Origin of the sequence: Flavobacterium xinjiangense (assembly GCF_900142885.1) — a bacterium.
GTDB classification, from domain to species: Bacteria; Bacteroidota; Bacteroidia; order Flavobacteriales; family Flavobacteriaceae; genus Flavobacterium; species Flavobacterium xinjiangense.
The window spans coordinates 26,603-47,744 of sequence record NZ_FRCL01000011.1 but is presented as its reverse complement, the minus strand read 5'-3'; the positions used below and the strand labels follow the sequence as shown (position 1 = coordinate 47,744).

The 21,142-nt window shown below is 34.5% G+C and carries 20 protein-coding genes; 14 read left to right on the top strand and 6 right to left on the bottom strand.

The window, feature by feature from the left end; all coding sequences use genetic code 11:
• Positions 1 to 5: 5 nt before the first annotated feature.
• From BUC23_RS12980 to BUC23_RS12935, 10 genes are all read left to right on the top strand, one after another.
• Positions 6 to 1,013: a glycosyltransferase gene (locus BUC23_RS12980; protein WP_073210241.1), complete on the top strand. Its 1,008-nt coding sequence runs from the start codon at positions 6 to 8 to the stop codon at positions 1,011 to 1,013.
• Between the two features lie 2 nt (positions 1,014 to 1,015).
• Positions 1,016 to 2,863, top strand: a complete 1,848-nt coding sequence (gene asnB / locus BUC23_RS12975) for an asparagine synthase (glutamine-hydrolyzing) (RefSeq protein WP_073210111.1) — start codon at positions 1,016 to 1,018, stop codon at positions 2,861 to 2,863.
• 37 nt (positions 2,864 to 2,900) lie between these two features.
• Positions 2,901 to 3,914: a UDP-N-acetylmuramate dehydrogenase gene (gene murB, locus BUC23_RS12970; RefSeq protein ID WP_073210109.1), complete on the top strand. Its 1,014-nt coding sequence runs from the start codon at positions 2,901 to 2,903 to the stop codon at positions 3,912 to 3,914.
• 33 nt (positions 3,915 to 3,947) lie between these two features.
• Positions 3,948 to 4,562, top strand: coding sequence for an FMN-binding negative transcriptional regulator (locus BUC23_RS12965; RefSeq protein ID WP_073210107.1), 615 nt, complete (start codon positions 3,948 to 3,950; stop codon positions 4,560 to 4,562).
• A 99-nt stretch (positions 4,563 to 4,661) separates the two neighbouring features.
• Positions 4,662 to 5,768: a glycosyltransferase gene (locus BUC23_RS12960; RefSeq protein ID WP_073210105.1), complete on the top strand. Its 1,107-nt coding sequence runs from the start codon at positions 4,662 to 4,664 to the stop codon at positions 5,766 to 5,768.
• On the top strand, positions 5,759 to 6,310 hold the full coding sequence (locus BUC23_RS12955) for an RNA polymerase sigma factor (protein ID WP_073210103.1): 552 nt from the start codon (positions 5,759 to 5,761) through the stop codon (positions 6,308 to 6,310). Before BUC23_RS12960 ends, BUC23_RS12955 begins: the two co-directional genes overlap by 10 nt.
• Before the next feature lie 154 nt (positions 6,311 to 6,464).
• A complete protein-coding gene (locus tag BUC23_RS12950; protein WP_073210102.1) occupies positions 6,465 to 7,286 on the top strand; it encodes an energy transducer TonB in 822 nt (273 codons plus the stop codon).
• 331 nt (positions 7,287 to 7,617) lie between these two features.
• Positions 7,618 to 8,487, top strand: a complete 870-nt coding sequence (gene lipA, locus BUC23_RS12945; protein ID WP_073210100.1) for a lipoyl synthase — start codon at positions 7,618 to 7,620, stop codon at positions 8,485 to 8,487.
• Between the two features lie 61 nt (positions 8,488 to 8,548).
• Positions 8,549 to 9,556, top strand: a complete 1,008-nt coding sequence (gap, locus tag BUC23_RS12940; RefSeq protein ID WP_073210097.1) for a type I glyceraldehyde-3-phosphate dehydrogenase — start codon at positions 8,549 to 8,551, stop codon at positions 9,554 to 9,556.
• Positions 9,557 to 9,571: 15 nt separating this feature from the next.
• A complete protein-coding gene (locus tag BUC23_RS12935) occupies positions 9,572 to 11,746 on the top strand; it encodes an ATP-binding protein (RefSeq protein ID WP_073210095.1) in 2,175 nt (724 codons plus the stop codon).
• A 6-nt stretch (positions 11,747 to 11,752) separates the two neighbouring features.
• Here the strand turns inward: BUC23_RS12935 and BUC23_RS12930 are convergent, their stop codons facing one another.
• Both BUC23_RS12930 and lpxK read right to left on the bottom strand, forming a co-directional pair.
• Positions 11,753 to 12,565 (bottom strand): purine-nucleoside phosphorylase, encoded by an 813-nt coding sequence (locus BUC23_RS12930; RefSeq protein WP_073210094.1) that lies wholly within the window; start codon positions 12,563 to 12,565, stop codon positions 11,753 to 11,755.
• On the bottom strand, positions 12,537 to 13,562 hold the full coding sequence (gene lpxK / locus BUC23_RS12925) for a tetraacyldisaccharide 4'-kinase (RefSeq protein WP_073210092.1): 1,026 nt from the start codon (positions 13,560 to 13,562) through the stop codon (positions 12,537 to 12,539). The genes BUC23_RS12930 and lpxK overlap by 29 nt, the downstream gene beginning before the upstream one ends.
• Positions 13,563 to 13,680: 118 nt before the next feature.
• Here lpxK and BUC23_RS12920 point away from each other — a divergent pair, with 118 nt between their 5' ends.
• The 4 genes from BUC23_RS12920 to rluF all read left to right on the top strand — a co-directional run bounded on the left by BUC23_RS12920 (position 13,681) and on the right by rluF (position 17,361).
• Positions 13,681 to 14,775 (top strand): Nif3-like dinuclear metal center hexameric protein, encoded by a 1,095-nt coding sequence (locus BUC23_RS12920; RefSeq protein ID WP_073210091.1) that lies wholly within the window; start codon positions 13,681 to 13,683, stop codon positions 14,773 to 14,775.
• Between the two features lie 3 nt (positions 14,776 to 14,778).
• Positions 14,779 to 15,558 (top strand): zinc ribbon domain-containing protein, encoded by a 780-nt coding sequence (locus BUC23_RS12915; protein ID WP_073210089.1) that lies wholly within the window; start codon positions 14,779 to 14,781, stop codon positions 15,556 to 15,558.
• A gap of 39 nt (positions 15,559 to 15,597) precedes the next feature.
• Positions 15,598 to 16,446, top strand: a complete 849-nt coding sequence (locus BUC23_RS12910) for an alpha/beta fold hydrolase (RefSeq protein WP_073210087.1) — start codon at positions 15,598 to 15,600, stop codon at positions 16,444 to 16,446.
• A gap of 102 nt (positions 16,447 to 16,548) precedes the next feature.
• Positions 16,549 to 17,361 carry a 23S rRNA pseudouridine(2604) synthase RluF gene (gene rluF, locus BUC23_RS12905; protein ID WP_073210085.1) on the top strand — a complete coding sequence of 271 codons (813 nt, stop codon included), beginning with the start codon at positions 16,549 to 16,551 and terminating at the stop codon, positions 17,359 to 17,361.
• Between the two features lie 129 nt (positions 17,362 to 17,490).
• Here rluF and BUC23_RS12900 read toward each other — a convergent pair whose 3' ends face one another.
• The 4 genes from BUC23_RS12900 to BUC23_RS12885 form a co-directional block, all read right to left on the bottom strand.
• Positions 17,491 to 17,898, bottom strand: a complete 408-nt coding sequence (locus BUC23_RS12900; protein WP_073210083.1) for a DUF1801 domain-containing protein — start codon at positions 17,896 to 17,898, stop codon at positions 17,491 to 17,493.
• A gap of 45 nt (positions 17,899 to 17,943) precedes the next feature.
• Complete coding sequence (locus BUC23_RS12895) at positions 17,944 to 18,831, bottom strand: bifunctional 5,10-methylenetetrahydrofolate dehydrogenase/5,10-methenyltetrahydrofolate cyclohydrolase (protein WP_073210081.1); 888 nt, start codon at positions 18,829 to 18,831, stop codon at positions 17,944 to 17,946.
• A gap of 78 nt (positions 18,832 to 18,909) precedes the next feature.
• Complete coding sequence (gene ffh, locus BUC23_RS12890) at positions 18,910 to 20,259, bottom strand: signal recognition particle protein (protein WP_073210079.1); 1,350 nt, start codon at positions 20,257 to 20,259, stop codon at positions 18,910 to 18,912.
• Between the two features lie 129 nt (positions 20,260 to 20,388).
• A complete protein-coding gene (locus tag BUC23_RS12885) occupies positions 20,389 to 21,114 on the bottom strand; it encodes a hypothetical protein (protein WP_244153809.1) in 726 nt (241 codons plus the stop codon).
• Positions 21,115 to 21,142 lie beyond the last annotated feature (28 nt).

The following is a 21,142-nucleotide window of genomic DNA, read 5'->3' as shown; positions in this document are numbered from 1 at the left end:
CATGGATGAATGGTCTGAAAGAATTTGGGGATTTTGAAATCATTACATGGGAATTAAAAATGCCTAGTAATTGCATTCACAAACGAATTTTAAGGATTTTCGAATTTAAATTTGCCCTTTTTAAAATAAAAAAAATAATCAAATTACATCAGCCAGATATGGTTATTGCCGAGAGAACCACCAGTTACGGTTTTCTTGCCGCCTTATCCGGAGTGAAACCCGTTGCAATTGCGCAACAAGGCAAAACAGATTTATGGCCTAAAAAATCCATTTTATTACCGTTAAAAAAAGTCATTCAACATTATGCTTTTCAAAAAGCAGATTTGATACATGCTTGGGGTCCAGTGATGACTATTTCCATGATTGAAGCCAAGGTAGATATGAGCAAAGTTTTGGTATTACCAAAAGGAATTGATTTAGTGCAATTTGCAAATAAAAACAATGCTGATCCTGAAAAAATTTGTGCTATTGTAACCCGCTCCTTGCTGCCGGAATACCGTCATGATATCATTTTAAAATCTTTTGGTATTTTAAACCAAAAGGGAATCGATTTCGTACTTACAATTATAGGAGACGGAACCCAACTTTCAAAATTGAAAGAATTGGCCAAAAAACTAAAAATTGAAAATAAAGTAAACTTTACCGGAAGAATTCCCAATACAGAATTACCTAAACTATTACAGCAATCTAACATTTACATCAGCATGCCAACAACAGAAGGAGTTTCAGCTTCTTTATTTGAAGCAATGGCCTGCAATTGCTATCCTGTTGTCACAGACATAATAGGAAACCAAAGTTGGATTAAGCAAAGAGAAAACGGCCAATTAATTCCGGTTGATGATTATGAAATGCTCGCTGATGAATTAATATGGTCATTTGAGAATAGTGAACATAGAAATAATGCTGTTTTGAAAAACAGAAAATTTGTGGAAGAAAATGCCAATTACAATACAAATATGAAAATTATTGCTGATAAATACCACCAATTAATCAACACAAACAGCCCCAATTAACTATGTGTGGAATTAATGGAATCTTGCATTTACAATCACAAAAAAAAGTTGACGAACGCATTCTGACAAAGATGCGCGATTCGCTAGAGCATCGCGGACCTGATGACAAAGGATTATTCGTTGAAAATAATATTGGTTTTGGACATAGGAGGTTATCAATTCTTGACGTCTCCGCAGCCGGACACCAGCCTTTTCTTTCAGATGACGGTAGATATGTACTTGTTTATAATGGAGAAATTTACAATTTCAAGGAATTTTATCCCGAACTAAAAAGTAACGGATTTGATATCAGAACAAATTCTGATACTGAAGTTTTGTTGAAGCTATTTCAATTGCATGGCTTAAAAATGCTGAACCGTCTTAACGGTATGTTTGCTTTTGCTATTTGGGATAAAATGGAAAAAAAGCTGACCGTTGTTCGGGACCGAATGGGCGTCAAACCTTTGTATTATTCGTTTTACAACGAGACTTTCTATTTTGCGTCCGAACAAAAAGCACTGTTCACAGCCGGTGTACCTCTCAAAATGGCGCAAGACGGACTGGAAGAATATATATTTAATCGGTTTGTTGCCGGCGAAAACACTTTATACGAAAACGTAAAAAAAGTGTTACCCGGACATATAATGAGCATTGACGAAGGAGGAAAAGTTACAACCGAAAAATGGTGGAATCTAAAAAAGGAAATTCAAAACCAACCTGAAATAAAAAATCCAGTGGAATGGTTCAGGGAAACATTTGACGATTCCATAAAATTACGAATGGTAAGTGATGTCCCTGTTGGTGTTTTATTAAGCGGCGGATTGGATTCTTCTTCCGTTTTGGCTTCTTTACACCATCAGAAATACAAAGACATACAAACTTTTAATATTGGTTTCAAGGAGAAAGAACATAACGAAGCACATCTAGCCAAAATGATGGCAGAGAAATTTGATTATGGCTTTCATACGATGCAATTAGAGAATAAAAACCTTTACGATAAATTAATAAGCGCTACTTATTTTCAGGACGAACCTATCATGCATTTGAGTGAACCTCACTTATTGGCAGTTTCACAAATGGCAAAACCATCCGTAAAAGTATTACTTTCCGGTGAAGGAGCTGATGAATTAATGGGCGGTTACGTTCGATACAAAGCCTTGCAATATCCATCTTTATTGAATTCCATTGCAACAATTGGCAATTTAGACCTATTTACAAATAAGCCTCGTTACGAAAAGTTAACGCGATATGCCCAAATCAGTAAAAAATCTGAGTTGGTAATTTTTAATGGCTCTAATATTTATCCAAAAGATATTGAGGAGAATTATGGAATTGAAACGCTTCCAAAAAATGAATACAGAAAACAAATTTATAAAGAAGCAAAATCATTATACCCGGATAATTTACGCAGACAGGCCCTTTATTTCGACCAACATACGTACTTATGTTCATTGCTTGACCGAAACGACCGTTGCACAATGGGCGCTTCCATTGAATGTCGAGAACCGTTTTTGGATCCAAGATTAGTCATTGGTTTGGGCTCATTAGAGGACAAATGGTTATTTGCAGGTAAAAAATGGAAATTCATTCTGAAATCAGCTATGGCAGAACGATTACCAGATGAAATCCTAAAATTCAGAAAAGTGGGATTAAGCGCTCCTTGGGGCGATTATATCACAAAAAGCCCCGCCTTTAAAGAAGAATTAGAATCATTTTCGAAAAGTGATCTCTTTCAAAATCCTTATTTTGAAAATATAAACATCAAAAAGCTCGTTCAGAATTTACAAAAAGGAGATGATCATATGACTCCTTATATTATGCCCCTTTTTATGATGCATATTTGGATGAAATCCTACGTAAATAAATTTTAATCCTTACTTTTGAGGGTTCAAAAAAGCAATCTGTTTTATGGAAGTACAACTTAATATCTCTTTAAAAAAATACAATACATTTGGCATTGAAGCCAAAGCAAAACAATTCGCAGCGGTTCATTCTGCAGACGATTTGAAAGTTATTTTAGAAGAAAATAAAGCACAGAAAAAATTTATTTTAGGAGGAGGAAGCAACATGCTTTTGACAAAAGATATTGATGCCCTAGTCATTCATATCGACTTGAAAGGAAAAAAAATCATCGCAGAAAATGAAGATTTTGTTTGGGTCGAAAGTCAGGCCGGTGAAAACTGGCATGAATTTGTGCTTTGGACAATTGACCTGAATTTTGGAGGACTGGAAAACATGTCGTTAATTCCGGGAAATGTAGGCACAACTCCTGTTCAAAACATAGGTGCTTATGGTACTGAAATCAAAGACACTTTTGTTTCCTGCGAAGCAATGACTATCGAAAATCAAGAAATAAAAACGTTCCTCAAAGAAGATTGTCATTTTGGCTATCGAGAAAGCGTTTTCAAAAACGAAGCTAAAAATCAATTTGTTATTACATCGGTTGTTTTTAAACTGACAAAACGCAATCATAAAATCAATACCTCTTACGGTGATATTACAGCTGAATTAGCAAAGAATGACATTACCAATCCTACTTTAAAGGACGTGAGTAATGCGGTTATTGCGATTCGTCAAAGCAAATTACCAGATCCAAAAGAATTGGGAAATAGTGGAAGTTTCTTTAAAAACCCTATTCTCTTAAAATCTGATTTTGAGAAAATTCATCATCAATTTCCGGAAATGAAATATTTCGATATATCGGATACCGAAGTAAAAGTTCCCGCAGGCTGGCTCATTGAACAAGCAGGTTTCAAAGGAAAACGTTTTGGCGATGCTGGAATACATAAAAATCAAGCGTTGGTTTTAGTCAATTACGGCAATGCAACGGGACAGGAAATTTTGAATGTTTCCAAGAATATTCAGGACACCATTTTTAAGACTTTTGGAATTCATATTGAGGCCGAAGTGAATGTGATTTAATTTTTAATTTGAAAACCTTAATCCAAAACTAACATGTTTATTCCAGATATCTACAAAAACGAAAATCAAGAAGCCATTACCGCTTTTCTAAAAGAAAACAGTTTTGGTATTCTAATCAATCAAACCAACGGAAAATTGTGGGCAACTCATATTCCGTTAGAACTGGGTACCAATAAAGGTGGGAAAACAATTTTAGAGGGACATATTTCTAAAGAAAATCCACAATGGAAAGGCTTTGCGGAGAATGACCAAATATTAGCCATTTTTTCAGGACCACATTCTTACATCTCTCCTTCCTGGTACGATCACGAAAATGTACCGACATGGAATTATATTGCAGTTCATGTTTACGGAAAAATCAAAACTATTGAAGGCGATGCAGTTATTCAATCGCTGAAAAGACTAGTAGATAAATACGAACAAAATTCCGAAAACCCTGTTCGAATAGAAGATTTATCTGAGAAAACTATGATGCAAAGTCGGGGAATTATAGCTTTTGAAATCGAAATCGAAGAAATTCAGGCCCAACAAAAAATGTCGCAAAACCGTGACGACAAGAACTACCAAAACATCATTTCTGAGTTGGAAAAAACCAACACAAATCAGTCCATTGCTGTCGCAAATGAAATGAAGAAATGTCCAAGATAAATTCTTTTAAAATTCACAGTTTATGATTAACAATTCCTAATTCTATTCATACCTTTGCATTCTCCCGAAATTTCGGGATTAGAAACTCATTAAACTCCGATGCTTATAATCATTCTTTACTTTTTTATTTTTATTGTTGCGGTTCAGATTTTGTTTTACTTAGGCTTTTTTGGGAAATTCGCTTTCGCAAAAGCGCAGAAGATAACTCCAAAAAAAATCCCGATATCGGTTATTGTTTGTGCCAAAAACGAAGAAGAAAATGTAACAAATTTTATTCCGTTACTGGCTGAACAGAACTATCCAGATTTTGAAATTGTCTTAATTGACGATGCTTCAAGTGATCACACCTTAGCTATATTTGAAGGTTTTGAAAAACAATATCCAAATGTACGTTTGGTTAAAGTGCAAAACAATGAGGCCTTTTGGGGCAACAAAAAATACGCTTTAACGTTAGGTATAAAGGCCGCAAAAAAAGAATATTTATTGTTTACTGATGCGGATTGCTATCCTACATCAAAAGAATGGATTACGGCAATGAGTTCTCAATTTACAATGCAAAAAACAATTGTTTTGGGCTATGGTAAATATGAAAAAGTTGCTAATTCATTTTTGAATAAAATAATTCGTTTCGAAACTTTGCTTACGGCCATGCAATATTTTTCCTGGGCAAAAATGGGTCATCCCTATATGGGCGTAGGTAGAAATCTAGCCTATAAAAAAGAAGAATTTTTTAATGTAAATGGTTTTATAGAACACATGAAAGTTCGTTCAGGCGATGATGATTTATTTGTCAATCAAGCTGCTACTGCGAGAAATACAACCACTGCTTTTATGCCTGAAAGTTTCACTTATTCTAAGCCAAAAACGACTTACAAAGACTGGATCATACAAAAAAGAAGACATATTGCTACGGCAAACTATTACAAAAAGTTCGATAAATTTCAGTTAGGAGTATTCTACTGTTCGCAGTTGCTTTTCATACTACTGGCCATCGTATTACTAGCTTTTCAGTTTCAGTGGATGATAGTATTAGGCTTATTTTGCGTCCGATACATAATAGCTTGGATAGTTATTGGGTTTTCGGCAGGGAAATTAAAAGAAAAAGATGTGATATATTGGTATCCGGCAATCGAATTAGTACTTATATTCACACAAATTAATATCTTTATAACAAATACATTCTCAAAACCGGTACATTGGAAATAAACAAACAAATAGAAAAAGCGAAACAAGGTGACCAGGTTGCCTTCACTTTTCTATTGGATTATTATTGGAACGAAGTGTATGGTTTCATGCTCAAACGCACGGAAAACGAGACGAATGCAGAGGACATTACTATTGAAACTTTTTCGAAAGCTTTTGATAAAATAGCTACTTATAATTCGGAATTTCAGTTTAACACTTGGCTTATTGCAATTGCAAAAAACGTACATATTGATTTGCTTCGAAAAAAGAAATCAAGTCTTTTTGTCGAAATTACAGATGAAGAAGACCAACAAGCGTATAATATTGCCGACACTACTCCATCGGCAGAAGATGAATTGATTACGGAACAAAATCTTTCTCAGCTACTTCAGTTTATCAAAGAGCTTAAACCCCATTATCAAGAAGTAATTCAACTTCGTTATTTTCAGGAAATGAGTTATCAGGAAATTGCGAATAAAATTGATGAGCCTTTGAGTAATGTAAAAATAAAACTCCTCCGCGCCAAGAAACTATTGGCAGAAATCATTCAGAATAAAAGATAGTATTTTTGTTTATGCGGTTAATCAAATAACCAGTTAAACGATTAAAGTAAAAAACTTCTTTATTTATATACTAAAATTCCTGTTATTTACGTTGTTAATTTAAACAACCGATGCTTATGATTTAAATGCTACTTAACCATTAAATCCATAAACCATGTCAAAATTAAGCATTTACGAAACCAGCTGGATTGATCTTGTTTTTCAATACAAAAACAAAGAATATGGAGCGTATCAATTGCGCAAAGAAAGCACTAAAACTTCCCTATTTGCCTTTTTTATGGGAATACTATTGCTAACATCCGCGTTGAGCATTCCTATCCTTCTACATTATTTTAATCCTGAAAATAGGATAACTCTTCCCGATCTCACCAATACGATAGTCAACGTCACTGACATTATTCCCAATCAACTTCAGGAAATAGAAAAGACAGTTATTCCTGAAGTAAAAACAAAAAATACCGAAGCACCTATTCAAAGCGACCAACTTTTGAATCCTGAAATTGTACAAGCACAGCAGGCGAACCAAGAGATAGCAAAGAATACCGATAATACAACGATTACAAATACTAGTACTGAAGGAACAGCTACCGTTGGCTTAAACCCGACTTCTTCCGCCGGACAAGGAACAGCAACTGATACGCCTTCTGACCCCGGAAATACTATTGTTGCCAGTGTAACTCTGGATAAACTTCCTGAATTCCCCGGAGGAATAAATAAGTTTTATACGTATGTGGGAAATAATTTTGAAAAACCAGAAATTGATGGTGGCAGCACCATGAAAGTTTATGTGTCTTTTGTAATAGAAAAAGATGGCAGCATGACTGATATTCAAGTAAAAAGAGATCCTGGTTATGGGATGGGCAAAGAAGCCATAAGAGTACTAAAATCCTTAAAAACCAAATGGTCTCCGGGAATGATTGGTTCAAAAGCAGTACGAACTGCCTATAATTTACCCATCACAGTACAGATGGATTAATTTCAAAAAATAAGAAAAGCAGAGTCGAAAGATTCTGCTTTTCTGTTTAAAAATAGTTTCAGAAATACACTTTTATAAAAAACGATCTTCAGATTTTATACTCTTAAAACAACAAAAAGTGCTACTCTAGCCCTGATTGTAGTGGCATCCCGCGCTATCATTGCGAGGAACGAAGCTATCAGCGCGGATACAACGGAAAGCAGGACAACCATTGCTTAAAAAAACCGAATATTCTGCTCCTAAATCTTCCATTTTCCTTCCTTTAAATAAACAAATAAACGAATCCACAAATAAACTACATTCCTTATCTTTGTGCTTTGAAAATTGATATATGGAAACTGTTTTAGAAAATACTTTACCTGTTGGAAAGCCGAAATGGTTGAAAGTGAAACTCCCGATAGGACAAAAATACACAGAGCTTCGAGGCTTAGTTGATAAATATAGTTTGAATACGATTTGTACCTCCGGAAGTTGTCCCAATATGGGAGAATGCTGGGGAGAAGGTACGGCAACGTTTATGATTTTAGGAAATGTGTGTACGCGTTCTTGCGGTTTTTGCGGCGTAAAAACCGGAAGACCAGAAACCGTAGATTGGGATGAGCCTGAAAAAGTGGCACGTTCTATAAAAATCATGAATATTAAACATGCCGTTATTACCAGCGTCGACAGAGACGACTTGAAAGATGGCGGCTCTATTATTTGGATAGAAACGGTAAAAGCTATTCGCAGAATGAATCCTAATACCACTCTTGAAACTTTGATTCCTGATTTTCAAGGTATCGAAAGAAATATAGATCGAATCGTGGAGGCCAATCCCGAAGTAGTTTCGCATAATGTAGAAACCGTTCGCAGGCTGACTCGTGAAGTACGCATTCAGGCCAAATATGACCGAAGTCTGGAAGTTTTGAGATACTTAAAAGAAAAAGGCATCAACAGAACTAAATCTGGAATTATGCTTGGACTAGGAGAAAAAGAAGACGAAGTTTTTCAAACGATGCGAGATTTGCGTAACGCCAATGTTGATATTGTTACTATAGGCCAATACTTACAGCCCAGTAAAAAACATTTGCCTGTAAAAGAGTTCATAACACCAGATCAATTTGCTATATATGAAAAATTTGGTTTGGAATTGGGTTTCCGCCATGTAGAAAGTGGTCCATTAGTACGTTCTTCTTACAAAGCGCAGAAACACATTTTATAAAAATAGTTTATTTGTTTAATCGGTTAAGCGGTTAACCAAATAAACGATTAAACAAATACATTTGAAAACAAGAATTGCCATTAATGGTTTTGGAAGAATAGGAAGAAATTTATTTCGACTTCTCTTAAACCATCCCGATATTGAAGTAATTGCCATCAATGATATTGCCGATACAAAAACAATGGCACATTTAGTGAAATATGATAGTATTCACGGAGTGTTGCCATATACAGTAACTGAAGATGAAAAAGGTTTTTTTGTAGACAGCAAACATTTTTTATTTTTTCATGAAAAAAACATTTCAAAACTCGACTGGAAAAGCATAAATATAGATTATGTAGTTGAATCAACTGGAAAATTCAAGACTTTTGAAGAGCTCGATGCCCATATTTTGGCTGGTGCCAAAAAAGTAATTCTATCCGCTCCTTCTGAGGTTGACACTATAAAAACGGTAGTTTTAGGTGTCAATGAAAATATTCTTGACGGTACTGAAACTATCGTATCTAATGCGAGTTGCACCACGAACAATGCCGCACCAATGATGAAAGTTATTGATGAACTTTGTGGTATTGAACAGGCATACATCACAACCATTCATTCTTATACCACTGACCAAAGTTTACATGACCAACCCCACAAAGACTTGAGACGAGCCCGTGGTGCCAGCCAATCAATAGTTCCAACAACTACAGGTGCTGCTAAAGCACTAACAAAAATTTTCCCTAAATTGCAAGGGAAAATTGGCGGTTGCGGAATTCGAGTACCCGTTCCAGATGGTTCCTTGACCGACATTACTTTTAATGTAAAAAGAGCGGTTACCATAAATGATATAAATGCCGCTTTTAAGATTGCAGCACAAACTAATTTAAAAGGAGTACTGGATTACACGGAAGACCCAATCGTTTCTGTAGATGTAATTGGTAATAAAAATTCATGTATATTTGATGCTCTACTGACCTCTGTTATAGACAAAATGGTTAAAGTAGTAGGGTGGTATGACAATGAAATAGGGTATTCATCCCGAATAATTGATTTAATACTTTTGATGGAGCGAAAAAATAACACATAAAAAAATCAGTTATAAATGAAGTACTTCTTTATTTTTATCTTTTTATGCCACTCTAATCTATTTTCTCAAAGCAATGAGAAAATAGATAGTATCAAGTATTACAGCAATTTGGCTAATTCAAATATTAAAGCGGATAATTACAAAAAAGCTTTATTCTACGCACAAAAAGCTATAAATCACTCGAAAGCAATACGCAATATCCAAGCTCAAGCGGATCAAACATTCCGATTAGGCAAAATGTATTTTGATTTAAAAAAATACAATGATGCAATTAAAACCTTTCATAACAGCATTGAATTTTATAAAAAACTAGACCCTAGTACTAATTACGCATATAGCAACTATTACATTGGCCTAAGTTTTACTGAAAAAAGAAATTTTAACGATGCCGGAATATATTTTAACACGACGAAATCAATATCGGATCGATTAAAAAGCGCTGATACTGCAGAAATAAATAATTTACTTGATCTGCAAAAAGGAATAATAAGCAAATTTAAAGGAAATGACGAATTAGCTTCGGCAATTTTCAAGACAATAATAGCCAAACCGGACAACCCAGAGATACTCAATTCGAGAACCGAAGCACTTTACCAGATTGGTACTATTGAAGCCACTAATGAAAGGTACAATTTAGCGCTGAACTATCTCAATAAAGCACTGGAACTTAATATTAAAACTAAAAATTCAGACCAAAAATCTAATATTTTACTCGCCTTAAGTTTTGTTTACGATAAAATGTTAGATAAAAATAATGCCTACTTTTATCTAAAACAGCATCTTAACCTGAAAGAGAATATTTCTCTTTTGAATGACAAAAGACTTGGAATAGATGATTATGATGAATTTAAAGAATCCGAGCGATTAAAAGAAATCAGGCAAATTGTCACTAAAAACAAACAACAGGATAAGACCAATAAATTCTCAAAACTAATAAGCATTCTGGCAATTGCATTAATTTCGATTTTATCCTTACTGAGTTTATCTTTATATAAAAATAATATCATCAGGACACAATCCAATATGATGCTAAAAGAAAAAAATAAAGAATTAGAAATTGCCAGAGATAAAGCAGAAAAAGCCTCAAATGCAAGATCTGAATTTCTGTCAACCGTAAGCCACGAACTTCGCACACCACTGAATGCCATAAACGGAATCACTCATTTATTATTGGAAGAAAAACCAAAGAAATCACAAATGCATTATTTGTCATCCTTGAAATTTTCCGGAGATTATCTGACAAAGTTTATAAATGAAATTCTCGAAATAAATAAAATCGACTCTCATAAATTCGAAATAGAATACATCAATTTTAATCTTAAACAATTATTAGAAAATATACAAAACTCTTTAAAAGAACTAGCCTTAGTTAATAACAACCAATTTATTCTGAAAATAGATTCGGAAATTCCTGATTATTTGATTGGCGATCCTACAAAATTGTCTCAAATCATGATGAATTTGATAAACAATGCTTTAAAATTTACCAAAAACGGCACTGTAAATGTAGTTGCAAAACTGAAATCGATAGCCAACGAAAATGCTACTATATATTTTGAAGTGACTGACACTGGGATTGGAATTCCTGAAGACAAATTAAAAAGTGTTTTTGACAGTTTTTCTCAGGGTTCGATAGAGGTAAATCGCAAATACGGAGGAACTGGTCTAGGACTAACAATCGTAAAAAAAATAATTAAAACCCTCGGCGGTCATATAACACTAAAAAGCGTTGTTGGAAAAGGATCTACTTTTTCATTTGAACTAAAGTTTAAAGTAGGCTCTCAATTATTAAAAGTAGAACAAAAACAGAAATCATATGATGATTCTGTTTTAATGAATAAAAAAGTTCTTTTAGTGGAAGACAACAAAATCAACCAAATGGTTTCTGCAAAAATGCTAGAAAACAAAGGAATAATTTGCGATATTATTGATAATGGAGAAGACGCAATAGAAACTGCCCGAAACAATAAATTTGACCTAATACTGATGGATGTTCATTTACCGGGGATCAACGGTACAGTGGCAACGCAACAAATCAGAAAATTTGATCCAAACACCCCTATTATCGCACTTACTGCAATATCATTGGATGAAAATCGCGAAATGCTGTTATCCTTTGGAATGAATGATGTAATTACAAAACCATTCATTCCCGAAGAATTTTACAGTACAATTGCCAATTATGTTTAGAAGTATCTAATATTTTAGAATCAATTCTCTGATTAGACTTCGCACCATAGGTTCTGCTTGTTTTGCCGCTTCCAGTACTTCATCATGCGAAATAGTGTCGATACTTTCTTCATTTCCCATATCAGTAATAACAGAAATCCCAAAAGTTTCAACATCCATGTGACGCGCCACAATTACTTCCGGAACGGTTGACATTCCTACGCAGTCAGCTCCTAAAATTTTGACCATTCTATATTCGGCTAAGGTTTCAAAAGTTGGTCCTTGAAGCCCGTAATAAATTCCATCAAAAACTTCAATGTTTAAATCTAATGCTATTTCTTTGGCCTTAGCAATCATCTTTCTTGAATAAGGTTCGCTCATATTTACAAAACGAGGTCCGAAACGTTCGTCATTTTTCCCACGTAACGGATGCTCGGGAGTCATATTGATATGATCTTTTATAATTACGATAGATCCCACTTTATAATTTGGATTTACTCCTCCGGAAGCATTCGAAACAACTAATTTTTTGATGCCTAAAAACTTCATTACCCGCACCGGAAAAGTCACTTCGGTCATGGAATAGCCTTCATAATAATGAAAACGGCCTTGCATAGCAACTACTTTCTTTTCTCCTATTGTTCCAAAAACTAATGCTCCTTTATGGCCTAAAACAGTCGATACCGGAAAATTTGGGATTTCATTATAAGGCAAGGTATATTCTACTTTCATTTCTTCAGTAAAACTGCCTAATCCTGATCCTAGTATCACGCCATATTCTGGAGTGAAATCTATTTTTCCGTTAATATAACTAACGGTTTCTTGTACTTGTTCCCACATAATTTAAAATGTTTTGATCAAAATTATCACTCCCCATAATAAAAGAACTTTGTATGGGTAAATAGAAAAGTTGTTCACTTGGTAAACTTCCTTGTAATCGTACATAATCTTTTTCGGTAGTGATAATAATATTGTTTTGAGCTAAATTTTTAATTTCTAAAATGTCTTTATCAGTAAAATTATAATGGTCCGGAAAAGACAAACAGACATCATTTGTATCTTGCAAATAGGCAAAAAACGGTTCCGGTTTTGCAATTCCGGCCACCAGTAACTTAGCAGCTTCTTGAATTTCGTTTACATTTATCTTTCGATTTTCCCCATAAATAAAATTGTCATAGGCTATAAAAGTAAAGTATAATTCCTGATTTGCTGAAACCTTTAATCTGTTTCTAATATCATCCTGTTTTTCTTGCGAAAGATTAAAAGGACATTTGGTTACAATGATCACATTAGCCCTTTTTGCTCCACTCCTGCTTTCGCGTAAATTTCCGGTTGGCAACATAAAATCATCCGAATACAAATCCCCATAGCTAGTAAGCAGGATATAGAAACCAGCTTTTACTTTTCTGTGTTGAAATGCATCGTCTAATAAAATAACTTCCGGATTTTCTGGAAGAGAAAGCAATTGTTCTATTCCGTTCTTTCGATTTGCATCAACCGCAACTTGGATATTTTTGAATTTTTGAAAAAACTGAAAAGGTTCATCGCCAAGAATTGCCGCATTTGAACTGGCTTGCGCCAAAATAAAACCTTCCGATTGTCTTTTATAACCTCGACTTAATGTGGCAACTTTATATTTATCAGCTAGCAACCGAATTAAATATTCTATTTGCGGAGTTTTCCCCGTTCCGCCAACACTAAGATTTCCGACAGCAATTACAGGCAAATCAAATGAGTATGATTTCAAAATACCTTTATCGAAAAGAAAGTTCCGAATACTCGTTATGATTCCATATAAAATAGCAAACGGAAATAGTATTTTTCGAAGTAAATTCATTTTACGAAAGTAGAATAAATTATCTTTATAAAAAAAAGTTGATTTGGTTATTCGGTGATTTGGTTATTCGATAAATTGAAGAATCTAGAAATCCAACAATCTAAAAATCGAAATAAAAATGAAAATAAAAGAAATTATTTCCGTCCTCGAAGAAATGGCACCGCTCGCCTACGCTGAAGACTTTGACAACGTGGGATTGTTAGTTGGTGATCAGGAAACAGAAGCAACTGGTGTTTTAGTTTGTCATGATGCTTTAGAAAATATAATTGAGGAGGCAATCTCTAAAAAGTGCAATTTGGTAGTTTGTTTTCATCCCATTTTATTTTCTGGATTAAAAAAAATAACAGGCAAAAATTATGTGGAAAGAGCGGTTATAAAAGCCATAAAAAATGACATCGCAATATATGCTGTGCATACTGCTTTGGACAATCATCAAGAAGGGGTAAATAAAATTTTCTGTGATGCACTTGGTCTAATAAATACTAAAGTTCTAATTCCGAAGCAGCATTTTATTCGGAAATTAGTAACGTATACCATTCCTGAAAATGCTGAGGAAGTACGAAATGCACTCTTTGATGCAGGTGCCGGGATGATTGGAAATTACGAAAATTGCAGTTTTAATTCGAAAGGAATCGGGACCTATATGGGTAATGAACACAGCAATCCACAAGTTGGAGAACGTTTCGAGTTCGTACAGGGAGATGAAATCAAAATTGAAGTCACTTTCGAAAAGCATTTGGAAAATAAAATTCTAAAAGCATTATTCAAAAGCCATGCTTATGAAGAAATCGCCTATGAAATTTATGATTTGCAAAACAAACATCAGAATATTGGTTTGGGAATGATCGGCGAATTGAAAAATCCAATGAAAGAAAAAGAATTTCTGCTTTTTGCAAAAGAGAAAATGCAAGCTGATGGCATTCGGCATTCCAACTTTATAGGAAAAGAAGTAAAAAAAATAGCCGTGCTTGGCGGCGCTGGAAGTTTTGCCATAAAAAATGCGATTCAAGCGGGAGCCGATGTGTTTTTAACGGCAGATTTAAAGTATCATCAGTTTTATGAAGCCGAAAATCAACTTTTATTGGCAGATATCGGACATTTTGAAAGCGAACGCTATACAAAAAATTATATTGTTGAGTATCTTCGGAAAAAAATCCTTAATTTTGCAGTTATTTTATCAGAAGAAAATTCAAATCCAGTTAAGTACTTATAGAATATGGCGAATACGAAAGAATTAAGTGTTGAGGACAAGTTAAGAGCAATTTACGATTTACAGCTAATTGACTCTAGAATTGACGAAATCAGAAACGTAAGAGGGGAACTTCCTTTAGAAGTAGAAGATTTAGAAGATGAAGTTGCAGGTTTAAGCACCCGTTCAGAAAAATTGAAAAATGAACTTGAAACTATCGAAGATCTTATCAAGGTAAAAAAGAATGCGATTGATGAGCACAAAGAGGCTATCAAAAAATACACAAAACAACAAGAAAGCGTTCGTAACAACAGAGAATTTAATTCGTTGACTAAAGAGGTTGAATTTCAAGAATTAGAAATTCAGTTGTCTGAAAAGCAAATTAAAGAAATGAAAGCTTCTATTGAACATAAGAAAGAAGTGATTTCTCAGTCAAAAGAAAGATTAGAAACGAAATCTAATCACTTGAAACATAAGAAATCAGAATTGGATGCTATTATGTCTGAGACTGCTAAAGAAGAAGCTTTTTTAACAGAAAAATCAGCAGAATACCAAGCATTAATCGAAGAAAGATTATTGAAAGCTTACAACAGAATTAGAACAAGTGTTCGCAATGGTTTAGCTGTTGTTTCTATTGAAAGAGGCGCATCTGCAGGATCATTCTTTACAATTCCGCCGCAAACACAAGTAGAAATTGCTTCAAGAAAGAAAATCATCACTGATGAGCATTCCGGAAGAATATTAGTCGACAGCTCATTGGCTGACGAAGAAAAAGAAAAAATGGAAAAATTATTTTCTAAGTTCTAAATTTATTTAAGTCCCGATGCACATCGGGACTTTTTTTTTATGAAAAAAACACTTTATTACCTGTTCACTAAATCAGTCGGATTATACGTAAATGTATTAAGCTACGTACTTCCTGACAAGGCAAACCAACTTGCCTACTCCCTTTTTAGCGAGCCTCGAGAAGGCAGACTTACAAAGGCAAAGCTCCCTAAAATACTGCAGGAAACTGAAACTGAAACATTCCAACACAATGGACATGATATTCAAACGTATACTTGGAAAGGAAATGATACGGTTATACTGCTCGTACATGGATGGGAAAGCAATGCTTCACGCTGGAAAAAAATGTTACCTTATTTAAAAAAAACTGGCAGCACCATTATAGCCGTTGATGCTCCTGCCCACGGCTTATCCAGCGGAAAGGAATTTAATATCCCACAATATGCCAAGTCTATTGATTTTATTGTTCAAAGATTCAAACCACAATACCTCATTGGCCATTCTTTAGGAGGAAAAACCTGTTTATATTACCAATCCGTTTATCAAAATAACAGTATTGAGAAAATGGTAATTTTAGGATCTCCCAGTGATTTCAAAATTATTCTTAATAATTATATTGCAATGTTGAGTTTGAATTCTAAAATTTCAAAAGGACTCGAAGCACATTATCTAAACCATTTTAAGCTAGAACTGGAAAAATTTTCTGCTAAACATTTTGCATCTGAAATAAAAACAAAGGGCTTTATCGCTCATGATACTGATGATAAAGTTGTTTTATTTGAAGAAGGTAAAAAAATAGCAAGCACTTGGAAAGATTCAATTTTCATCGAAACAAACGGCTTGGGACACAGCATGCACGATGAACAATTATATAAAAAAGTAATTCATTTTTTATTTGAAACAGATTAACTAAAAATAATCAATTCGTACAATATTTTGCTGACTTTTTAATTTTTCAAATAAACAAATAACCACATAAACGATTAAACAATTTAGTATTACTTTTGCAGTATGGAAGAAAATCTAAAACGCCTCAACAAATTCATAGGAGAAACTGGGTACTGCTCCCGTCGTGAAGCAGACAAAATCATTGAAGAAGGTCGAGTGACTATCAATGGAGTTGTTCCTGAGTTAGGTACTAAAGTTTCCCCAAATGATGAAGTGCGTATTGACGGAAAATTAATCCGTGAAAAAAATGAGAAACCCGTTTATCTTGTCTTTTATAAACCGGTAGGAATCGAATGTACTACCAACTTAGACGTTCGCAATAATATTGTAGATTACATCAATTATCCTAAACGTATTTTCCCGATTGGCCGATTAGACAAAGCCAGTGAAGGTTTGATTTTCATGACTAATGACGGTGATATCGTTAATAAAATATTACGCGCCAGAAACAATCACGAAAAAGAATATACCGTTACCGTAAACAAACCTATAACGGATCGTTTTATTGAAAGAATGGGAAATGGGGTTCCAATTTTAGACACCATAACCCGAAAATGCAAGGTAGAACAAATTAGCAAATACACTTTCAAAATCATTCTTACACAAGGGTTAAACCGCCAAATTCGTAGAATGTGTGAATATTTAGGCTCCGAAGTTACTGCTTTGAAACGCATCAGAATCATTAATATTTCATTGGATATTCCTGTTGGAAGATACCGCGATTTGACCGATGCCGAAATCAAAGAATTGAACGAATTGATTGAGCCTTCTAGCAAAACCGAAGAAGCGAGCTTACCTAAAGCGGAACCTGCAAAAAGACGAACCGAATTCATCAAAAGAGATGATCCCAGATTTAAAGGAAGAGGAGATTATTAGCATATAGAAAATCGGCAATATTTAAAAGTAAAACACGAATTTCACTAATTTACACGAATTAATTTGTGCAAATTAGTGAAATTCGTGTTTGAATAGTACCCCTAACTGTTTTCTGTTTTTAAATTTATTTTACTGAATTTTTCGTCGTTTCGCTTTAACGATTTGTTCATCAATTAAAATTGCTTCATAGATTTGTTGCTTCAACAATGAGACATCAATTTCTTTAACAGACTTAAAAGTTAGTTTTGAAGCAAATTTTGTGATTTCAAAAGTTTCATCTAAAAATGAAGTGCCTTTGCAAAAACCAATCGCTACTCCTTTTTCAACTTTACCCCAAGGAATAGAAGCCGGCCAGATATAACAAATTCGGGAATGGCGATAATAAAAAGGAATATTGTAAGCCAATTTCTCTTTACAATCAGGCATACATTCCAGAATTATTTTACGCAAAAAAAGAACAATTTCTTGTTCTTCTTCACTTAGATAGTCTAGAAACTCCTCTATCGTTTTAAATTCTAATCCTTGTGTATTTCCCATAAGTACAAAAAAAGCCTATTCGGATGAATAGGCTCAGTATTTTTATTATAGCAATTTTAATATTTTCATTTCCCTTGCCAAAAGTGTATTTTTCAGCAACATTGCAATTGTCATAGGTCCTACTCCACCTGGAACCGGAGTAATAAAAGAGGCTTTTTTACTCACATTTTCAAAATCAACATCTCCGGTGATTACATAACCTTTAGGATTCGTTTCGTCAGCAACTCTGGTAATACCAACATCTATAACCACTACACCATCTTTCACCATATTAGCTTTTAGATAATTGGGAACACCCAGGGCAGTTATAATGATATCAGCCTGAATCGTGATTTCTTCAATATTTTTAGTGTAACTATGCGTCAGGGTAACTGTTGAATTTCCAGGAAATCCTTTTCTTCCCATCAAAATACTCATAGGTCGACCCACAATATGACTACGTCCTATTACAACAGTGTGCTTTCCTTTCGTTTCTACTCCATATCTTTCTAATAATTCCAGAATTCCAAAAGGAGTCGCCGGAATAAAAGTACTCATGTCTAATGCCATTTTTCCAAAATTCTCAGGATGAAAACCGTCAACATCTTTACTTGGATCAACAGCCATTAATACCTTTTGCTCGTCAATTTGTTCTGGAAGTGGCAACTGAACAATAAACCCGTCAATATTAGTATCCTCATTCAATTCTTTTATTTTTTTAAGCAGTTCCGTTTCAGATGTAGTGCTTGGCATTTTTACTAAAGTTGACTCAAAACCAACTCGTTCACAGGCTTTAACTTTACTTCCCACATAAGTTAAACTCGCTCCGTCATTACCTACAATAACTGCTGCTAGATGAGGAACTTTCTCCCCATTATTTTTCATTTTTTGTACTTCAGCAGCGATTTCGCTTTTAATATCTTCCGCTGTTTTTTTCCCGTCTAGTAGTTGCATTTTTATTTAGTTTAATGTCTTAAAGTCGAAAGTCTTAAAGTCATTACAACCTTAAGACTTTCGGCTTTTGACTCATTTTTATCTCATTCCCGGCATACCACCTGGCATTCCGCCCATCATCTTCATCAGGTTTTTCCCTCCTGGTCCTTGCATCATTTTCATCATTTTGCTCATTTGCTCAAACTGTTTCATCAGTTGATTAACTTGCTCTATTTTGGTACCGGATCCTTTTGATATTCTGGCTTTTCTTTTAACATCAATTATAGCGGGTTTGCTTCTCTCCGCAGGAGTCATTGAATGAATAATCGCTTCAATATGTTTGAAAGCATCATCTTCAATTTCTACATCTTTCATCGCTTTTGAAGCACCTGGTATCATTCCTACCAAGTCCTTCATATTACCCATTTTCTTTACTTGCTGAATTTGCGATAAGAAATCATCAAAACCGAATTCATTTTTAGCAATTTTCTTTTGGATTTTTCTTGCTTCCTCTTCATCAAATTGCTCTTGTGCTCTTTCTACCAAAGACACAACGTCTCCCATTCCAAGGATACGTTCCGCCATACGAATAGGGTAAAACACATCAATGGCATCCATTTTTTCACCGGTACCAACAAATTTTATAGGTTTGTTTACCACTGATTTAATTGAAATAGCAGCTCCACCACGAGTATCACCATCTAATTTAGTTAAGATAACCCCATCAAAATTTAAGATATCGTTGAAAGCTTTAGCTGTATTTACCGCATCTTGACCTGTCATTGCATCAACTACAAATAAAGTCTCTTGTGGTTCAATCGCTTTATGAACTTTAGCAATCTCATCCATCATTTCTTTATCGACAGCCAAACGACCAGCCGTATCGACAATCACTACATTAAAGCCATTAGCTTTTGCATGTTTGATTGCATTTTGTGCAATTTCAACGGGATTTTTATTTTCGGGTTCTGAGTAAACCTCAACACCTATCGAATCTCCGACAACATATAATTGCTGAATCGCCGCTGGACGGTATATATCACAAGCCACCAAAAGTGGTTTTTTATTCTTTTTTGTTTGAAGATAATTTGCTAGTTTCCCGGAAAATGTGGTTTTCCCAGATCCTTGTAAACCCGCCATTAAAATTACAGTTGGATTTCCGGAAAGGTTTATTCCCGCAACATCACCACCCATCAATTCAGTAAGCTCGTCTTTGACTAACTTTACCAACAATTGTCCTGGCTGAAGTGTAGTCAATACGTCTTGTCCAATGGCTTTTTCTTTTACTTTAGTGGTAAAATCTTTGGCAATTTTAAAATTGACATCTGCATCAAGTAAGGCACGACGAACTTCTTTTAAAGTTTCGGCTACGTTTACTTCGGTTATTTTTCCGTGACCTTTTAGTATATGGAAAGCTTTGTCTAATTTATCGCTTAAATTATCGAACATAATTGTTTTTCTCTTTAATTAAGCTGCAAATTTAAGCATTTGATTTTGAAGTTTAAATAGTATTATAAATAAAAAGAGGCTGTCTTTTTAAGATAGCCTCTTTTATTATGGAATCAATTAACCTGAAGGTTAATCCTTATCGTCTAAATGTGTTTCATTTTCTAGTAAATCTCTTATAAGCTCTCCTAAATCATGATGTCCATCATCGCTACCTGTAGTAATTTCGATAACACCATCCCCATCAGTATCCACAAGTAATCCTTGACCGGCTAAGGCAGTTATCTTCGCCATAATTGCATCAATCTGAATTTTGATATTAAGAGAAATATCATTGCTGTTTACTGTAAAATCCTTGGCAGGATCATTAAAATCCATTTCAAGCTCTACTTCTTTACCACTCCATACAACAAAATTCTTGCCGTCAACAGTTCCTTTAATCATGAAACTCCTTCCGTTCATTTCCCCAACTGCCGTACTTGGTTGAAATTTAAATTTTATCTCTTCATATTTAGCATTCGGAATAGAAACCGAAGTAATAATTTGTGATAAAGTTTTATCTGGATCTAATAAATCAAGCAAAAAAGGTCCTGTAAGCTTTACATCCTCATGTAAAGGATCTTCAGTGTGCCTAACATCTTCCTCATCTGTCTCCAATTTAATACTCCCGATATTAATTTTAAAGTCGGTTATAACTACAGTGGATGCTGCTGCAACTCGAGCTGTCATAGAAGTCTTTCCCGTTGATGATACCGCTGAGGCTTTTAATGTAACGTTTCCACTAGTTGAATCCGTTTGATTATCGGAACATGAACTGGCTGCAATAACCAGCAAAGCTAAAATTGATATTTTTTTCATAATGACATCTTTAAATTGTTATTAATCA